Source organism: Kitasatospora sp. NPDC004289, assembly GCF_053602875.1.
On record NZ_JBSGEL010000001.1, the window covers coordinates 235,651 to 252,029 of the forward strand.

18 protein-coding genes are annotated in these 16,379 nt (G+C 74.3%); 10 read left to right on the forward strand and 8 right to left on the reverse strand.

All coding sequences use genetic code 11. The features are described 5' to 3' along the window. Positions 1–4: 4 nt before the first annotated feature. Entirely contained in the window at positions 5–541 is a 537-nt protein-coding gene (locus tag ACWEPF_RS01070; protein WP_452170883.1) for a hypothetical protein, read from the forward strand. A gap of 103 nt (positions 542–644) precedes the next feature. Here ACWEPF_RS01070 and ACWEPF_RS01075 read toward each other — a convergent pair whose 3' ends face one another. Then, positions 645–2,033, reverse strand: coding sequence for a glutamate decarboxylase (locus tag ACWEPF_RS01075; RefSeq protein ID WP_452170884.1), 1,389 nt, complete (start codon positions 2,031–2,033; stop codon positions 645–647). Between the two features lie 166 nt (positions 2,034–2,199). Here ACWEPF_RS01075 and ACWEPF_RS01080 point away from each other — a divergent pair, with 166 nt between their 5' ends. Next, entirely contained in the window at positions 2,200–3,600 is a 1,401-nt protein-coding gene (locus ACWEPF_RS01080; protein ID WP_452170885.1) for a hypothetical protein, read from the forward strand. Positions 3,601–3,647: 47 nt separating this feature from the next. On the opposite strand, the gene ACWEPF_RS01085 is transcribed toward ACWEPF_RS01080, so the two are convergent. Then, entirely contained in the window at positions 3,648–4,139 is a 492-nt protein-coding gene (locus ACWEPF_RS01085) for an Lrp/AsnC family transcriptional regulator (protein ID WP_345287075.1), read from the reverse strand. Between the two features lie 109 nt (positions 4,140–4,248). Here ACWEPF_RS01085 and ACWEPF_RS01090 point away from each other — a divergent pair, with 109 nt between their 5' ends. Then, positions 4,249–5,790 carry a pyridoxal-dependent decarboxylase gene (locus ACWEPF_RS01090; protein ID WP_452170886.1) on the forward strand — a complete coding sequence of 514 codons (1,542 nt, stop codon included), beginning with the start codon at positions 4,249–4,251 and terminating at the stop codon, positions 5,788–5,790. A gap of 14 nt (positions 5,791–5,804) precedes the next feature. Here ACWEPF_RS01090 and ACWEPF_RS01095 read toward each other — a convergent pair whose 3' ends face one another. Further along, on the reverse strand, positions 5,805–6,428 hold the full coding sequence (locus ACWEPF_RS01095) for an isochorismatase family protein (RefSeq protein ID WP_452170887.1): 624 nt from the start codon (positions 6,426–6,428) through the stop codon (positions 5,805–5,807). 82 nt (positions 6,429–6,510) lie between these two features. After that, positions 6,511–7,515, reverse strand: a complete 1,005-nt coding sequence (locus tag ACWEPF_RS01100) for a GlxA family transcriptional regulator (RefSeq protein ID WP_345287069.1) — start codon at positions 7,513–7,515, stop codon at positions 6,511–6,513. A 350-nt stretch (positions 7,516–7,865) separates the two neighbouring features. On the opposite strand from ACWEPF_RS01100, the gene ACWEPF_RS01105 reads away from it, so the two are divergent. Both ACWEPF_RS01105 and ACWEPF_RS01110 read left to right on the forward strand, forming a co-directional pair. Further along, the gene (locus ACWEPF_RS01105) at positions 7,866–8,204 is read left to right on the forward strand and encodes an RNHCP domain-containing protein (protein ID WP_345287269.1); all 339 of its coding nucleotides are present in this window, start codon (positions 7,866–7,868) and stop codon (positions 8,202–8,204) included. Between the two features lie 13 nt (positions 8,205–8,217). Continuing rightward, positions 8,218–8,643: an RNHCP domain-containing protein gene (locus ACWEPF_RS01110; protein ID WP_345287067.1), complete on the forward strand. Its 426-nt coding sequence runs from the start codon at positions 8,218–8,220 to the stop codon at positions 8,641–8,643. A gap of 89 nt (positions 8,644–8,732) precedes the next feature. Here ACWEPF_RS01110 and ACWEPF_RS01115 read toward each other — a convergent pair whose 3' ends face one another. The 4 genes from ACWEPF_RS01115 to ACWEPF_RS01130 all read right to left on the reverse strand — a co-directional run bounded on the left by ACWEPF_RS01115 (position 8,733) and on the right by ACWEPF_RS01130 (position 12,407). Beyond that, complete coding sequence (locus ACWEPF_RS01115) at positions 8,733–9,437, reverse strand: hypothetical protein (RefSeq protein ID WP_452170888.1); 705 nt, start codon at positions 9,435–9,437, stop codon at positions 8,733–8,735. Between the two features lie 72 nt (positions 9,438–9,509). Next, positions 9,510–10,607, reverse strand: coding sequence for a CU044_5270 family protein (locus ACWEPF_RS01120; RefSeq protein ID WP_452170889.1), 1,098 nt, complete (start codon positions 10,605–10,607; stop codon positions 9,510–9,512). Between the two features lie 6 nt (positions 10,608–10,613). After that, positions 10,614–11,243 (reverse strand): RNA polymerase sigma factor, encoded by a 630-nt coding sequence (locus ACWEPF_RS01125; protein WP_452170890.1) that lies wholly within the window; start codon positions 11,241–11,243, stop codon positions 10,614–10,616. A gap of 189 nt (positions 11,244–11,432) precedes the next feature. Then, positions 11,433–12,407, reverse strand: coding sequence for a helix-turn-helix transcriptional regulator (locus tag ACWEPF_RS01130; RefSeq protein ID WP_345287065.1), 975 nt, complete (start codon positions 12,405–12,407; stop codon positions 11,433–11,435). Positions 12,408–12,807: 400 nt separating this feature from the next. On the opposite strand from ACWEPF_RS01130, the gene ACWEPF_RS01135 reads away from it, so the two are divergent. The 5 genes from ACWEPF_RS01135 to ACWEPF_RS01155 all read left to right on the forward strand — a co-directional run bounded on the left by ACWEPF_RS01135 (position 12,808) and on the right by ACWEPF_RS01155 (position 16,350). Continuing rightward, positions 12,808–12,996: a hypothetical protein gene (locus ACWEPF_RS01135; protein ID WP_345287063.1), complete on the forward strand. Its 189-nt coding sequence runs from the start codon at positions 12,808–12,810 to the stop codon at positions 12,994–12,996. 7 nt (positions 12,997–13,003) lie between these two features. Next, positions 13,004–13,285: a hypothetical protein gene (locus tag ACWEPF_RS01140; RefSeq protein ID WP_345287061.1), complete on the forward strand. Its 282-nt coding sequence runs from the start codon at positions 13,004–13,006 to the stop codon at positions 13,283–13,285. A gap of 314 nt (positions 13,286–13,599) precedes the next feature. After that, positions 13,600–14,283, forward strand: a complete 684-nt coding sequence (locus tag ACWEPF_RS01145; protein WP_452170891.1) for a response regulator — start codon at positions 13,600–13,602, stop codon at positions 14,281–14,283. Further along, positions 14,276–15,124: a hypothetical protein gene (locus ACWEPF_RS01150; protein WP_452170892.1), complete on the forward strand. Its 849-nt coding sequence runs from the start codon at positions 14,276–14,278 to the stop codon at positions 15,122–15,124. Before ACWEPF_RS01145 ends, ACWEPF_RS01150 begins: the two co-directional genes overlap by 8 nt. Next, positions 15,118–16,350: an MFS transporter gene (locus ACWEPF_RS01155; protein WP_452170893.1), complete on the forward strand. Its 1,233-nt coding sequence runs from the start codon at positions 15,118–15,120 to the stop codon at positions 16,348–16,350. The genes ACWEPF_RS01150 and ACWEPF_RS01155 overlap by 7 nt, the downstream gene beginning before the upstream one ends. The last annotated feature ends 29 nt before the right edge of the window (positions 16,351–16,379 follow it).

Consider the following 16,379-nt stretch of genomic DNA (forward strand, 5'->3'; position numbering starts at 1 on the left):
CGGCATGACGGAGACGGCGTTCCTGGCGGAGCGGCTGCGGCAGCACGACCTGGTGCGGGTCCGGGTGCTCGGGCGGACGGGGCCGCAGCGGCTCCGGGCGGTGGTCCAGGAGGTGTACTCCACGCGGGAGTTCGGGCTGCGCCCGGGGGAGTCCTTCGAGTTCGTCGGGCGCTCGGCCGGTTGGGCGCAGCACGCGCCGGAGCCCGGTGACCACGTGCTGCTCTTCCTCGCCCGGCTCGGCGGCCGCTGGTACCAGGACCCGGTCGGCAGCGACCTGACGGTGGTGGGGGCGGCGGGCGACCGGCTCCGCTACCGGGCGAGCCACGCCGCCGTCACCGGGTCGCGGCTGGTCCCGCCCGCGCTGCGGGAGAGCTGCCGGCCGGACCCGGCACCGGGCGGGTACGTCTCCTTCGACCGGGCCCTGACGGAGGCCCACCTGCGCTCCCTGGTCACCGCCGCGGGCCTCCCGACCGCCCCCTGGGGGAGGCGGCGGCGCTTCGCCGAGGCGGTCGGGCGCCGCTGGCCGGCGCTGCGGCGCTGACCGCGCCCGTCCGTCGGCGTGCGTTCGCCGGTGGCCGTTCGCCGGTGGCCGTTCGTCGGTGGCCGTGCGTCGACGGCCGTTCGCGCTCGGCCGTGCGGCGGTGTCAGTGGCGGAAGCCGCTGCGGTCGGTCTCGGCCGGGGCGCCCTCGGTGAGCCGGGCCACGGCGGCACGGATGTCCCGGGCGAGCAGTTCGATCTCGTCCCGTCCGATGCCGTGGCGGACCAGCACCCGCTGGATCACCGTCTCCTGACGGTCCGCCGGCAGCGGGTAGGAGGGCACCTGCCAGCCGCGCATCCGCAGTTGGTCGGAGAGGTCGTAGAGGGTGAAGCCGGCGCCCTCGGGGTCGGTGAGCGTGTACGAGACGGCCGGCAGCGCCCCGGTGCCGTCGTACAGCAGGGTGAACGGGCCCATGGCGGTGATCTCCCCGGCCAGGTGGCGGGCGGTCTCGGCGCAGGCCCGCTGGACCCGGCGGTAGCCGCCCCGGCCCAGCCGCAGGAAGGTGTAGTACTGCGCGACCACCCCGCCGCCCGGGCGGGAGAAGTTGAGCGCGAAGGTCGGCATGTCGCCGCCCAGGTAGGAGACCCGGAAGACGAGCTCCTCCGGGAGGAGGTCGGCGGTCCGCCAGACGGCCCAGCCGACGCCGAGCGGGGCCAGGCCGTACTTGTGCCCGGAGGCGTTGATCGAGGCGACCCGGGGCAGCCGGAAGTCCCAGACCAGGTCCGGGTGGAGGAACGGCGCGACGAAGCCGCCGCTCGCCGCGTCCACGTGGACCGGCACGTCGAGGCCGGTCTCGGCCTGGATCCGGTCCAGCTCGGCGGCGATCTCGGCCACCGGCTCGTAGTCGCAGGTGTACGTGACGCCCATGATCGCCACCACGCCGATGGTGTTCTCGTCGACGTACTCGCGCAGCTGGTGCGGCCGCAGACCGGTGGCACCGGGCTCCAGCGGCACCTGGCGCAGCTCCACGTCGAAGTACCGGGCGAACTTCTCCCAGCAGACCTGCACCGGTCCGGCCACCAGGTTCGGCCGGTCGGTGGGCTTGCCCTCCCGGCGGCGGCGCTCCCGCCAGCGCCACTTCAGCGCCAGCCCGCCCAGCATGGCGGCCTCGCTGGAACCGGTGGTGGAGCAGCCGACGGCGGTGCCGTCGGCGCCGGCCGGGGCGTGCCAGAGATCGCCCAGGATGTTGACGCAGCGCGACTCGATCTCGGCGGTCTGCGGGTACTCGTCCTTGTCGATCATGTTCTTGTCGAGGCACTCGGCCATCAGCCGCCGCACCTCGTCGTCGGTCCAGGTGGTGCAGAAGGTGGCCAGGTTCTGCGCGGCGTTGCCGTCCAGCAGCAGCTCGTTGTGGAGCAGGGCGTAGACCACCTCGGGCCGGGAGTGCTCGGCGGGCATGTGGTGCTTGGGCAGCACGTGCTCGCTCAGTGCCGAGGCGAACACGTCCGTGGCCCCGTCGTACGCCCCGTGCTCCCGCACCTCGTGCAGCGCCATTGCTCTCCCTTTCGGTCACGGTCCACCAGAAACCGACCATAACGGGACATATGACGGAGCGAAATCGCACGACGCCGTCGGTGATCTCCGCTAGCCTGCCGCTCGCCGTTCGTATGCGGGGGCACACAGGTGCACCGCCGGGCGGCACCGAACGATGGGGGAACAGATGCGATCCACTCCGGGCCCGCGGGTCCGCTCCACGCTCGCCGCGCTGGGCGCGCTCGTCCTCGGGCTGACCACCGCCGGTCCGGCCGGCGCGGCCACCGGTGCGCCCGCCGTACCCACCGACCTGTACTCCGGCAACCGGGCCTGTGCCGCCGACCCGGCCGCGGCCACCTGGCTCAACGCCCGGAGCGGGGTCTCCCTGATGGGCATCCCGAGCCATCCCGACACGGCCGAGCTGCGGTACCTCGGTGAGGAGTTCGAGTACTGGCCGGTCGCCGACCCGGCCCGGACCACCACCCTGGTCAGCGGTACGGTGCCGAACGGTCGCGAGGGCTCTGTCGTGGTGCAGCCCGAGGCGCTGACGGAGGGTCAGACCTACGCCTGGCGGTCGCGCACGGTGGCGGGCGGGGAGTCCTCCGCCTGGACGGCGCCCTGCCACTTCGTGGTGGACAACACCCGGCCGGCCGCGCCGCCGGTGATCAGCTCCTCGAACTACCCGGCGGACACCTGGTCCCCGGGCGGCCTCCCGGTCGAGATCACGCTCGACCCCGCCGGGGTGGACGACGTGGCCGGGTACCAGTTCAGCTGGGTCGGGTCGCTGCCCGTCGTGGGGGGCTTCCGGATCGGCGAGCGCGGGATCCCGACCCCGATCGACTCCTACGAGACCTCCACGAGCTACCTGGTCCGCGCGGCCGGGCCCGGCCGGCCGACCACGGTGCGGCTGCTCCCGCCGCACGGCTCGGGGCCGATGCGCCTCACGGTGGCCAGCCTCGACCGCACCTGGACCCGTTCGGCCGCCACCTCCGAGTACAGCTTCTACGTCAACTCGACCGCGCCGCAGATCCGGCAGCTGGTGGCCGATCCGCAGTGGGGCGAGACGGTGCCGTTCAAGATCACGGCCAACCCCGACCTGCCGCCGGAGGCGCGGGTGACGGAGTACTCGGTGGAGATCTACGACGGCCGCGGCACCCGCAAGCAGACCGTCAAGCCCTCCGCCACCGGCAACGCGATCGTGCACCTCCCGCTGAACGGTCAGCTCATCACCCGCCTCTCGGTCTCCAGCACCAGCGCCAACGGCTGGGTGAGCAACCAGAACCAGTGGACCAGCCCGGCCACGGACACCACCCCCACGGTGACCTCGCAGGTCTACCCCGAGAACGACTTCGGCGGTGGCGTGGGTGTGACCGGCACCTTCTTCCTCGCCCCGAAGGTGCCGGGCGTGACGAGCTACCTGTGCACCTTCGACGGCCGCCCGCCGGTGACCGTCCCGGCCGCCGCGGACGGCACCGCCCGGCTGGACTGGGCGCCGGAGTACAGCGACCTGCAGGGGCTGAACGTCACCCCCGTGCTCGCGGACGGCCTGCAACTCGACTCGTACTACTACTCGTTCTGGGTCGCCTGACCCACGCCGGGCCGGAGGGCTGACGGACGGTCGGTCCTCCGGCGCGGTCAGCCCTCCGGGGTGAGGTAGTGGCGGCCCGGTATCTGTTCGAAGATCAGGTTGGTGCGGGTCTGGGCCACCGCCGGGTGGGTGGTGAGGTGGTCGACCACGAAGTCGCGCAGGCCCTCGGGGCCCGCGACGCCGACGTGCAGCAGGTAGTCGTCGGAGCCGGCCATGTGGAAGACGGCCAGCACGCCGGGGAGTTCGGGGGCGGTGGTGCGGAAGCTCTCGTTCTGCTCGCGGGTGTGCGCCCGCAGCCGGACGGAGATCATCGCCTGCAGCGGCAGGCCGATCGCGGCCGGGTCGACCTCGGTCCGGAACCCCTTGATGATGCCGCGCTCGCGGAGCGAGCGGACCCGGGCCAGGCAGGTCGAGGGGGCGATCCCGACGGCCTCGGCGAGGGCGTTGTTGGGGGTGCGGGCGTTCTCCACCAGGACCCGCAGGATCGCCTGGTCGAGCTCGTCCACGGGGCCCCGGGCGGGCTGACGATAATTCGGCACGCCCCCCAGGCTCCCGGCCCGGACGGTCGATCCGCAAGCTCCCACGGCCGGATTCCGAATATTGTTCGGATCGCTTTCGTTGGATCATCGGAAAACTCATCCTGGCTCCATGAGCAGCCCCGCCGTCACCCGGCACCCCTCGACCGGTCCCGACCCCGAGCCGGAGCTCCGCGACTTCGAGATCCCGGCCGCCGGGCTGCCCGACGCGGAGCGCCTGCGGGCGCTCGACGCGATGGACGACTACCTGACCCGCAAGCGGCAGCACCTGGTGGGCTACCAGGCGACGCAGTCGATGGCGGGCAGCGCGCTCGACCTGGCCCGGTTCATGCTGAGCAACATCAACAACCTCGGCGATCCGTTCCAGAGCGGCGGCTACAAGCCCAACACCAAGGTGGTCGAGCGCGCGGTGCTCGACTACTACGCCAAGCTCTGGCGTGCGGGCCGCCCGTACGACCGGGAGGACCCGGACTCGTACTGGGGCTACATGCTCTCGATGGGCTCCACCGAGGGGAACATGTACGCCCTGTGGAACGCCCGGGACTACCTCACCGTCCCCGGCGCGCCGCAGCCCGTCGCGTTCTACTCCGAGGACACCCACTACTCCTTCGCCAAGGCCGTCCGGGTGCTCGGCGTCGCCACCTTCGCCGCCGTCGGTGCCGAGCTCTACCCGGACGAGTGCCCGCTCGGCGGCGCCTGGCCCGCCGAGGTGCCCTCGCTGGCCGGCCCCTCCGGCCACTCCTGGGACGGGCCCGGCGCGATGGACCCGCGGGCGCTCGCCGTGCTGGTCGAGTTCTTCGCCGCCAAGGGGCACCCGGTCTTCGTCAACTTCAACCTGGGCAGCACCTTCAAGGGCGCGCACGACGACGTCCGCGCCGCCGGTGAGCTCCTGCTGCCGGTGTTCGAGCGGTACGGCCTGATGGAGCGTCACCTGCCGGACGGCTCCGTCCGCCGGGGCTTCTGGATCCACGTGGACGGCGCGCTCGGCGGCGGGTACGCCCCCTTCCTGCGGATGGCGGCGGCCGACCCGGAGACGTACGGCTGGCGGCCCGAGCAGGACCTGCCGGAGTTCGACTTCGGGCTGCGGCTGCCCACCGCCGGCCACGGCGAGCTGGACTTCGTCTCCTCGATCGCGTTGAGCGGCCACAAGTGGGCCGGGGTGCCGTGGCCCTGCGGGGTCTTCATGACCCGGACCAAGTACCAGCTGGAGCCGCCCACCCGGCCCGAGTACATCGGCGCGCCCGACTCCACCTTCGCCGGCTCGCGCAACGGCTTCTCCCCGCTGGTGCTCTGGGACCACCTCTCCCGGCACTCCCACCAGGACCAGGTGGACCGGATCCGCCGGTCCCAGGAGCTGGCGGGCTACCTGGAGGGCCGGCTCGGCGAGCTGGAGCGGGAGCTGGGTGCCGAGCTGTGGACGGCGCGGACGCCCGGCGCGGTGACGGTGCGGTTCCGCCGGCCCGGGCCGGAGGCGGTGGCCAAGTGGTCGCTCTCCTGCGAGAGCCTGCTCACCACTCCCGGCGATCCGTCCTCCCGGCGGGACTACGTGCACGTCTTCCTGATGCCCTCGGTGGACCGGGCCAAGCTGGACGCCCTGCTGGCCGATCTGGCCGAGGACCCGGTCTACCGCGCGGCTGCCACGGCCGCACGGTAGACCGGCACGCCGCCTCAGGCGGGGAGCGCGTCGACGGTCGGGACCACGGTGCCGAACAGGTCGGCGACGGTGGTCAGGGCGGCGGTGTGCAGCACGGCGGCCGGGACCACCCGGCCGTCCGGGCCCGGCAGCGCCCGGGTCGCACTGGCCTCGGCGACCACGGTGGGGCGGTAGCCGAGGTTGAACGCGCCCTGGGCGGTGAAGCTGACGCACATGTGGGTCATGAACCCGGCCAGCACCAGGTCCCTGCCGTCCTCGGGGGCGACCCCGAGCCCGCGCAGCACCTGCTCCAGCCCGGTGCCGTGGAAGGCGTTCGGCACCTGCTTGACCACCACCGCCTCGCCCGCCACCGGGGCGAGCTCCGGGCTGATCGCACCGATCTCGGCGCGGATGTCGTACGGGGTGCCCTCGCCGCCGTCGTTCACGACGTGGACCACGGGCGTGCCCAGCTCCCGGGCCCGGGCCAGCAGGCGGGCGCCGGCCGCGACGGCCTCCTCGGCGCCGTCGAGCGCCATCACGCCGGTGCGGTAGGTGTTCTGGTAGTCGATCAGGACCAGGACGGACTCGCTCAGGCGGGGCGGGGTGCTGTCCAGGCCGCTGACGTCGCGGAGGGTGGCGGAGGCAGTGGTGGTGGTCATGGGTGATTCCTGACTTTCCGTGAGAAAAGGGGCATGCCGGGGACGCAGCGGTCCCGGTGGGTCGGTCGGCCGGTGGGGCGGTCTAGTCGGTGCGGAAGCGGCGGCGGTAGGCGGCCGGGGTGGTGGCCAGCTGGCGGCGGAACGCCCGGTGCAGGCTCTCGGCCGAACCGAAGCCGGCGGCCGAGGAGACCCGTTCCAGCGGTTCGTCGGTGCCCTCCAGCAGCCGGCGGGCGGCCTCCACCCGGGCGGCCTGCACGTAGTCGGCCGGGCTGGTGCCGGTCTGCTGCCGGAAGACCCGGGCGAAGTGACGCTCGCTCAGGCACATCCGGCCCGCCAGCGCGGCGGCGGACAGGTCCCCGTCCAGGTGGTCGGCGATCCACAGGCGCAGCTCGTCGATGTCCCGGCGGGCCGAGGCCGGCCGGGAGAGCGGCACCGAGAACTGGCTCTGGCCGCCCTGCCGCTTCAGGTACATCACCAGCTGCCGGGCCACCGCGAGCGCGACCTCCTCGCCCTGGTCCTCGGCCACCAGGGCCAGGGTGAGGTCCAGGCAGGCGCTGATCCCGGCGCCGGTCCAGATCCTCCCCCGGTCGGTCCGGACGAAGATCGGGTCCGGATCGACCGTCACCTCCGGGTGGTCGGCGGCCAGCTGGGCGGCGGTGGACCAGTGCGTGGTCGCCGTCAGCCCGTCCAGCAGCCCGGCCTCGGCCAGCACGTGCGCGCCGACGCAGACCGAGGCCACCCGCCCGGCCCGCGGCGCGGTCTCCCGCACCCAGGCCACCACCCGGGGATCGTTCAGCGCCACCGGCCCGTCGGCGGTCATCTCGACCGCCCCCGGCACCAGCAGCGTGTCCACCCGGCCACCGACCTCGGCGAACGCCAGGTCGGTGGCCAGCCTCACCCCCGCGGAGGTCCGTACCTCGCCCGGCTCGGGCCCGGCCAGCTCGACCCGGTACCCGGCCCGCCCGGCGGTCTCCCGGTTCGCCAGCGCGAACACCTCGGCCGGGCCGGTCACGTCGAGCAGGTCGACGTCCGGGAAGACCGCGATGACGACGCGGTGCGGCGGCCGGGGAGCGTGCGGAGTGGACATGCCTCCATCCTGGGGCGGGCCGCCGATGGCGGCAATGACGATTCCCCGTCAGATCCGGACATCACGTCCGGGGTAAATCGGTGGCGACGCGGAGGCGGCGGTTGTTAGCGTGACCGCTCCGTCAGGGACGTCCAGTGGCCACGGTGGCCGGAAGGCAGGGAAGTGTATGACCCGGACCGCGCCGAGTGCGCCTCGCGGTAACGCGTAACTCCCGTTCTCCGTCGCCCTCCTGAGGGCGGCGATCGCCGGACGGGGTTCCCCTGTCGAGGCCGCTCGGCCTGCTCTTGCTGTCAGTGAAGCCTTCTCAGCAAGGAGCACCCCGGGTGTCCAGCCACACCGTCTCCACCACCATGAAGACCGCCACCTTCGACTGCGCCTGGTGCGGTCTCACCGTCACCACCTTCGCGCCCGACGGCGCGCGGCGGAACCACTGCCCGTCCTGCCTGCAGTCCCGGCACGTCCTCGACCAGGTCGAGGGCGGCCCGAGCGAGTGCCACGGCCGGATGACGCCGATCGCCATCGCCGTCCTGCGCACCGGCGACTGGATGGTCGTCCACCGCTGCGTGCGCTGCGACGAGCTGACGTCCAATCCGGTCCGTCCGGACGACAACCAGCTGATCCTGATGCGGACGGCGGTCCGGCCGTTGGCCCAACCCCCGTTCCCGCTCGAAGCGTTCGGCGCGCTCTGAGGAGGGGACGGTCATGCCACGACGCAGCAACGCCGACCGCCGGCAGCAGCACCGCCCGCAGCGCCACAAGGACGTCCTGCACGGCCTCGGCAGCGGGCACCGGGCGCACGACTTCCGGTGCGTCTCCTGCCGCCTGGACGTCTCCCTGGACGCCCCCGGCACCGCCCACCGCAACCACTGCCCCAACTGCCTCGCCAGTCTCCACGTCGACCGCCGGATCCCCGGCGACCGCGCCTCGGACTGCCGGGGCCGGATGGAGCCCCTCGGCCTCTCCGTCCGCCCGGACGGGGAGTGGCTGATCATCCACCAGTGCCTGTCCTGCGGCGAGTTGAGCGCCAACCGGACGGCGGGTGACGACAACCCGCTGCCCCTGCTCCGCCTCGCCGTCCGCCCGCTGCGCGAGCAGCGGACGGCCGGCCTGGCACCGCTCGACCTCTGAACCGTCGTGGGGCCCGCACCGCAGCGGCGGCGCGGGCCCCACGACGACCGGCGCCCCGCGGGGTGCACCCGGGGGCAGAGGTCCGTTGCTCAGACGGTGAGGGCCGGGTCGACGGCCAGGGCGGCGAGCTGCCAAGTGGTGAGGTTGATGTCGGGGCGGACGGTGGGGTCCCAGTGGGCGTCGAAGTTCGGGTCGTAGTTGTATCCCGTCACCCGGGTCAGCGAACCGTCGTTGCGGTAGTGCACGGCGGCCCGGAGCCGGTTGACGCCCGCGCCGGAGGTGAACCAGCTGTCCTGGACCACCAGGGTCGACCGGTCGGGCAGGGTGTAGGCGCTGCAGGCGGTGTCGGGCAGGGCGCAGAGCTCGCGCGGTCCCCAGCCGAACGCGGCGGGGGCGAAGACCTCGACGGCGACGCCGGTGCGGCCGAGGGGGTCGGTGTGGCGGGACTGCGTGATCAGGTAGTCCTGGCCGTCCTCGACGACACCGCCGATCTCCCCGCCCCAGGGCGCCCAGCTGACCGCCCGGGCCGTCGGGACGAGGAGCGGGAAGAACCGGTCGAGGTGGGCGCTCATCCTCGCGCCGGACCGGCGCAGCGCGTCGGCGGACAGGGACGGCCGGACCGCACCGGTCGGCGGCCAGACCAGGTCCGGCACCGAGGCCACCGCCCGGAGCTCGGAGGTACGGAGGCCGGCGGCGGTGCCGGCGTGGGCCGGAGTCGCGGTCCAGGCGCCGGAGGCGGCGATGGCCGCAGCGGTCAGGAGTGCCGTCAGGGCGTGGCGTACGCGGGTGTTCATGCTTCTCCTCTGTCGTGAAGGGGTGCAGGGGCGAAGGAGTGGGGGGGTGGCGGGGTGGAGCGGTGCCCGGGGTCAGCCGTTCGTCCCGGGGGTCGGTGCGTCGGTCCACCGGCCGCCGAGCACGACCGCTCCGGCCCAGCCGGTGGCGACCGCCTTGTGCTGGGAGGAGAGGACCTGACCGGTGGTGGTGTCGAGGACCAGGACGGTCGGTGGGGTGCCGGGGTCGTTGGCCAGCGACAGCTTCTCGCCGGGGCGTCCGAGCGGGTCGGTGGTCGGGCCGAGGTCGGTGACGCCGCCCTGCCCGGCCAGCAGACGGAGTCCGGCCGCCCGGGTGCCGGGTGAGGTCGGCCAGACGGTCAGCAGGTCCACCAGGCTGCTGCGGAGCGTCGGGCCGGGCGTGACCGTGCCCGCGCAGGAGCTCAGCCTCGCCTCCAGGCCCCGTTCGTCCTGGGGGAGTTCGGCCGCCTGGCCCGGGGTGAGGACGCAGCCCCCCAGCGGCAGCAGGGGCGGCACCGTGCTCGGCACCTGATGGACGGTCAGCGGCCCGGCCCGGGTGCCGAGTCGGGCCTCGCCCCCCTCGCCGTCGGCCGGGACCGTGAAGGTGTCGGGTGATCCGGCGGCGCGCCAGGCCACCTCGTCGGCCGGACCCGCGGGCCCGGCGCCGAGCGGGGTGCGGCCCGAGTAGCGCTCGGCCCCGTCGGCGGAGACCCAGAGGGAGTTCAGGGTGCGGTCGGTGACCCGGTAGCCGCCGACGACCTGCAACGGCGGCGAGTACTGGATGGTGCTGGTCTGCCAGAACCGGCCTCCGGGTGCGGAGTCGTGGGCGGCGACGGTCGCGGCGGCCAGCAGGACGTCCCGGCCGTCCGGGGCCGAGGCCGTACCGCCGATCTCGCCGCCGCGGTCACCGGTGGTGCCGGGCAGGACGGCGAACGCGGCGGCCGCGACCAGGCCGACGGCCAGGCCGGTGGACAGGCGGGTGGGCAGGGCGCCGAACCGGATCCGGCGTGGTGCGCGACGGGGCCCGGGGCCCGTGGCGGGCTGCCGCAGCAGGGCGGCCCTGGTGCGGGCGGCGGTGTGCGGGTCCGGTCCGCGTTCGGCGAGGGCCTCCCTGAGGATCGCGTTCAGCGCGGGGGCGTCGAGCGGGTCGAGGGGGGCGTTCGTCTGGTCCATGCGTGCCTACTCCTTCGGGTCGAGGGCCGGGCCGAGGACCGCTCCGAGGGTCCGGCGGACCGCGGCGCGGGCACGGTTGAGCCGGGAGCCGACGGTGCCCGCCGGGACACCGAGGGCCTGGGCGACCTCGGCGTAGCTGAGCCCCGCGACCGCCACCAGCAGCAGGACGTCGCGGTCGGCCCGCTTCAGGCTGGCCAGGGCTCCGGCAAGCTCCGGCCGCAGACGTTGCGCGGCGACCTTGGCGAGGGCCGCGTCCTCGAAGCGGGCGTCGCCGTCCTCGGCCCGCGGCAGGGCGGCCCCGTCGCCACGGCGCATCCGGGCGTAGCGTCGGCTCTCGGCACGGCCGTGCCGGGCCAGGTGGTTGGTCGCGATGCCGAACAACCAGGGACGGACCTCCCCGCGCGCGGGGTCGAACCGCAGCCGCTCGCGGAACGCGGTCAGGAACACCTCGGCCGTCACGTCGTCCGCGGCATCGGGTCCGATCCTGGCCGCCACGTACCGGTGGACGTCCGGGAGGAACCTGTCGTAGGCCAGCGCGAAGTCCTCGGGGTCGGCCAACGGGTGGGCCGACGGCCCGGCGTCGGGCGGTTCGTGGGCGCGCGGAGCACCGTCGGCACGGTCGGGCGCCGCAGCCACGCGCTGCCCCTGCAGCCGTCTCAAGAGTGTCGTCACACCCTTACTACGCCCCGGGCCGGATTCCTCTTCACGCGGCCGCGGCGACGGGCGTCGTGAGGGGACTACGGCCTGCGGAGCGCGGCCTGATGGCCGGTCAGGAGTGTCTCACCGTGCCGTCGGAGTCGGATGCCACCGTCTTGGCGGGCCGGTTCAGAGCCAGCCCTTCTGGCCGGCCTTGATGCCGGCCTCGAAGCGGCTGCTGGCGTTGAGGCGCTCCATGATCGAGGCCATGTGGCGGCGGACGGTGCGGACGGAGATGCCGAGGCGGGTGCCGGCGGCCTCGTCGGTCAGGCCGCCGCCGAGCAGGCGGAGCAGTTCGCGCTCGATGGTGGTCAGGCCGGTGGCCGGGTCCTGGGTGAGGGTGGCGCCGAGCGGGACGGCGGTGGACCAGGCCTGTTCGAAGAGGTCGACCAGGGCGGTGACGATGCCGGGCTCGGTGACGTGCAGGGCGCCGACCCGGCTGTCGGCCGGGTCGATCGGGACGATGGCCGCGGCCCGGTCGAAGATCACCAGACGGTGCGGGAGCACCGGGGCGGTCCTCACCTCGCTGCCCCGGCTGAGCAGCCAGTGCGCGTGCGCGGTGGTGTGCGGGTCGTTCCGGGTGGTGTCCTGGTAGAGCGTCCGCATGCTGACGCCGCGGGACAGCGGCTCGGTGTCGGCCACCCGGGCGGCGGCGAGGTCCTCGGGGCGGTGGCTGGCTCCGGGGTGGACGCCCAGGCACTCGAAGGTCATCCGGCGGGCGAGCAGTTCGATGCGGTGCTGGATGGCGTCCATGCCCCAGAGCCGCTCGCCCATGGCGGGCCGGGAGCCCGCGCGCTCGGCGACCATCTGGGTGAGCGCGGCCCGGGAGGCGGCGAGCTGGGCCTGACGGGCCGCCAGCTCGGCCTCCTGGCGGGCGAGCACGTCGGCCAGGCCGATCTCGGGGATGACCGCGCAGAGGGTGCCCGGCCGTTCGTTGGAGGCCCGGACCAGCATCAGGCCGGCCAGCTCGTCCAGGCAGTCGTGCACCTGGCCCGGGCTCAGCGAGCAGTCGGCGGCCAGTTCCTCGACCCCGTGGTCCGGCCGGTCGAGCATGGCTTGGTAGACGGCGACCGCGGTCGCGGTCAGGCCGAGCGCTTCGAGCATGGTTCCCCCGTACGTGGTGCGGCCCCCCGCAGCACCTGATCCGGCCACATCGTTACATCTCCTCGGCGCTGCCTCAAGGTCTGACGGGTGTGGCCTCCGCCGCAGGTGGGAGGCGGTGGGATCGGAATTGGTTCGTATGAAGTGCATTGCCACCGGGGTGAGTGTACGGGTGGGGGGAATGGCCGAAGGTGTTTGAAGTGAGCATGACTACATGGCAGCAAGTTGCGCGGCCGCTTCGTGCCGCCGAAAGCGGTTCCGGTGGCCGTGCTCCCCGGGTGAAGCTGAGGGCCTGCCGACCGGGGGACAGCCCGGGCGGCCCCGCCGGAAGGACCGTGACACCGGAGACCGCGAGGTCGAGGACCACGCGGTCGAGATCACAGGACCAGGAAGACACCGACCCATGAACCGCATCCGCCTCGCCCGTGCCGCCGCCGCCCTCGTCGCCGCCTCCGCCCTCGCGCTCTCCGTCGGCGTCGTGGGTGCCGAAGCGGCCGCCCCCGCGCCGACGGCCGCGTCGGCGCAGCTCGCCGCCGAGGCGTCCGCGCCGCAGACGGTCGTCCTGTCCCTCGACAACGCCCAGTGGGGCTAGGACCCGGGTGGACATCGTCTACGCCAGCCTGGTGCGCCAGGAGTCCGGGGAGCCGACCTCCGTCGGTGAGGCCTCGGAGCTCGTCGGGGCGCTCTGGGCCCATGCCCTCCCCGAGGACGGCATCGAGCACGCGAGCGTCCGCGTGCTGCTGGAACGGGTGGTCATCCTGTTCTTCCTGCGGCGGGCCGACCGGTTCGGCGGCAGCCCCGAGGGGCGGGTCGGCCGGCTGCTCCAGCGCTGCCACCGCGCCTCGCCGCTGATCCGCAGCCGCTACCTGCCGCCCGCCTAGCGCCACCTGGCGCCGCGTGGCGCCGCGCCGTGCCTCGCCGGAGGCGCCGCGCCCCGCCTCGCCGGAGGCCTTCCCGCACCACCGGACCCGCCGCCGTGCTCCCGACCGGAGCCGCCGGGCCCTGAAGCACGCTCAGAAAGGTCGTTGCACGTGACCCGGCAACCGCTTTCTCCACGGACCTCGCCCCGCCCCTCGTCCCGTCGCCGCGCGACCGCCGCTCAGCCGCGCGTCCGGGACCACGGGCGGTGCGACGGCCGGGCCGGCCTGTCGGAGGGGACAGGCCGGCCCGGCAGCCGGTTCGAGGGGTGGGCGGCGTGATCGACGTACTCGTGGTGGACGACGACCCCTGCGCGGCGCGGATCAACGCCCGTCACGTGGCGCAGGTGCCGGGATTCCGGGTCGCGGCCGTCGCGCACAGCGCGGCGGGGGCGCTGGCCGCGGTGGAGCGCGGCGGGATCGACCTGGTCCTGCTGGACCAGCACCTGCCCGACGGGAGCGGCTGCGCGCTGACCCGGCGGCTGCGGGAGCAGGGGCGGGACCTGGACCTGATCGTGCTGTCGGCGGACCGGAGGCCGGCCTCGGTGCGGGAGGCGCTGCGGGCCGGGGTGCTGCACTACCTGCTGAAGCCGCTCGAACTGCCGGAGCTGGCCGAGAAGTTGGCGGCGTACGCCCGGCTGCGGCAGCTGCTGGCCGGTCCGCTGCTGGACCAGGCCGGGCTGGACCGCGCGCTCGGCGCGCTCCGAGCTCCGGCGGCCGCCGTGCCGTCCGCGCCGTCCGTGCTGCCCAAGGGCGTCACCGAGCGCACCGTCGAGCTGATCCGACGGATCGTCACCCAGACGGACCGGCCGGTCTCCGCCCAGGAGGTGTCGGAGCGGGCGGGGATCAGCCGGTCCACGGCGCAGCGGTACCTCAAGTTCCTGGAGCACACCCGCACGGTGAGCCTGACGCTGCGGTACGGCAGCAGCGGCCGCCCCGAGCACCTGTACTCCGGTGTCTGAGGCGGGCCGGGCGGCGCTGGCCGCGTTCGTGGCGGGGCTGTCCGTCGGGTTCGCCGGGATCCGGGTGAGTACCCGGCTGATCCGGGCCGGGGTGCGCTGGTGGCCGGGCAACGTCCGCCTCGGCGGGCTGCACGTGCACCACGTGGTGTTCGGCGTGGTGCTGATGGTGGCTGCCGGAGTCGCCGGCCTGGTCGTGCCGGACGGTGCCGGGCGGGTGGCCCTCGCGGCGGCGTTCGGGGCCGGCACCGGGCTGGTGCTGGACGAGTTCGCGCTCATCCTGCACCTGGAGGACGTGTACTGGACCGCGCGCGGGCGGGTCTCGCTGGACGCGGTCTGCGTGGCGCTGGCGCTGGCCGCCCGGCCGCTGCTCGGGCCGGGCCTGGTGGGTGGTCAACTCCCCTACCTGCTCGGCTGGTTGCCGCTCGCCGTGGTCACCGTGCTCAAGGGCAAGTACTGGACCGGCCTGGCCGGGGTGTTCTGCCCGCCGCTGCTGCTCCTCGGGGCGGCCCGGCTGAGCCGGCCGGGCGCGCCCTGGGCCCGCCGGTGCTACCGGGCCCGTCCGGACAAGCGGATCCGGGCCGAGCGGCGCGAACGCACCCTGCGGGCCCCGGCGATGACCGCCAAGGTCCGGGCCCAGGAGTGGCTGGCGGGGCGGCACGACCTGCCCGACCGGACCCCGGCGCCGGCGGCCGCCCCGGCCCACGCCCCTGCTCCCGCCCCGGCCCACGCCCGGGCCGCCGCCCACGTGACGACACCCCTCGCAGTACCCCGCCCCCGTGCCGCTGAGGTGCGCGGGCCCTGGCGGGGCGGCTTGACCCGACAGGAGACCTACCCGTGTTGACCCGAATCCTCCCGCCGGCCGGCCCCGCCCGGCTGCTCGCCTACGTCACCATGGTGATGAGCCTGGGGCAGGGGCTGTGGATGGCGATCAGTGCCATCTACGCCGTGACCCAGGTGCACCTGACACCTGCTCAGCTCGGCATCAGCGTCGGGGCCTCGGCCGCCGTCGTGCTGCTGCTCAGCATCCCGCTGGGTGCGATGGCCGACCGGATCGGGCCGCGCACCGTGCAGCTCTGGTCCTTCCTGGCGCTGGCCCCGCTGACCGCCGCGCTGCTCCTGGTGGACGGCTTCTGGGCGTACCTGGCGGTCTCCGTGGTGCAGGCGATCGCCTACCGCTCGGGCAACAACGCCCGGAAGGCGATGATCGCGGCGGTGGTGCCGAAGGGCGAACGGGTCATGGTGATGGCCGCCATCCGGGCCGGGCTCAACGTCAGCATCTCGATCGGAGCCTGCCTCTCCGGCCTGGTGATCGCCTGGGGTTCCCCGACGGGCTACCACGCCGCCGTGCTGTTCACCGCGGTCTGCTTCCTGGCCACCGGTCTGCTCACCCTGCGGGAGGCGCCGGTGCCGCCGGTGCCCGCCTCGGCCGGCTCGGCCTTCGCGGTGCTGCGCGACGTCCCGTTCCTCGCCTTCACGGTGCTGGACGGACTGCTCACCATGCACACCCTGCTGCTCGAAGTGGTGCTCCCGCTCTGGGTGTTGAAGCACACCGGTGCGCCGGGCTGGATGAGCGCGGTGATCCTGCTGACCAACACCTGCTTCGTGGTGGCCTTCCAGACCAAGGTGGCCCGGGGCACCGACGACCTGCGCTCGGCGGCCCGGGCCAGCCGGCAGGGCGCCCTCTCGGTGGCGGCCGCCTGCCTGCTGTTCGCGCTGAGTGGCGGGAGCGGCTGGCCGCTCGCGGTGACGCTGCTGCTGGCCGGTGCGCTGCTGCACGCCTGGGGCGAGATCCGGCAGGCCGCGGGCAGTTGGACCATCGCCTTCGACCTCGCGCCCGACCACGCCCAGGGGCAGTACCAGGGCACCTACAAGATGGGCGCCGACATCGGCAAGACCTTCGCCCCGGCGCTGTTCGCCTGGCTGGTGCTGGAGCACGGCGCGGACGGGTGGCTCGTGCTGGGCGCCGCGTTCGCCGTGCTCGGGGCCGCCATGCCGCTGGTCGTCGCGGTCGGGGCCCGGCGCCGGCCCGCCGCCGAGCCGGCTTCCGAGCCGATTGCCGCCGGCTGACCGCCGTTCCCCACGATTCCCGTTCGACA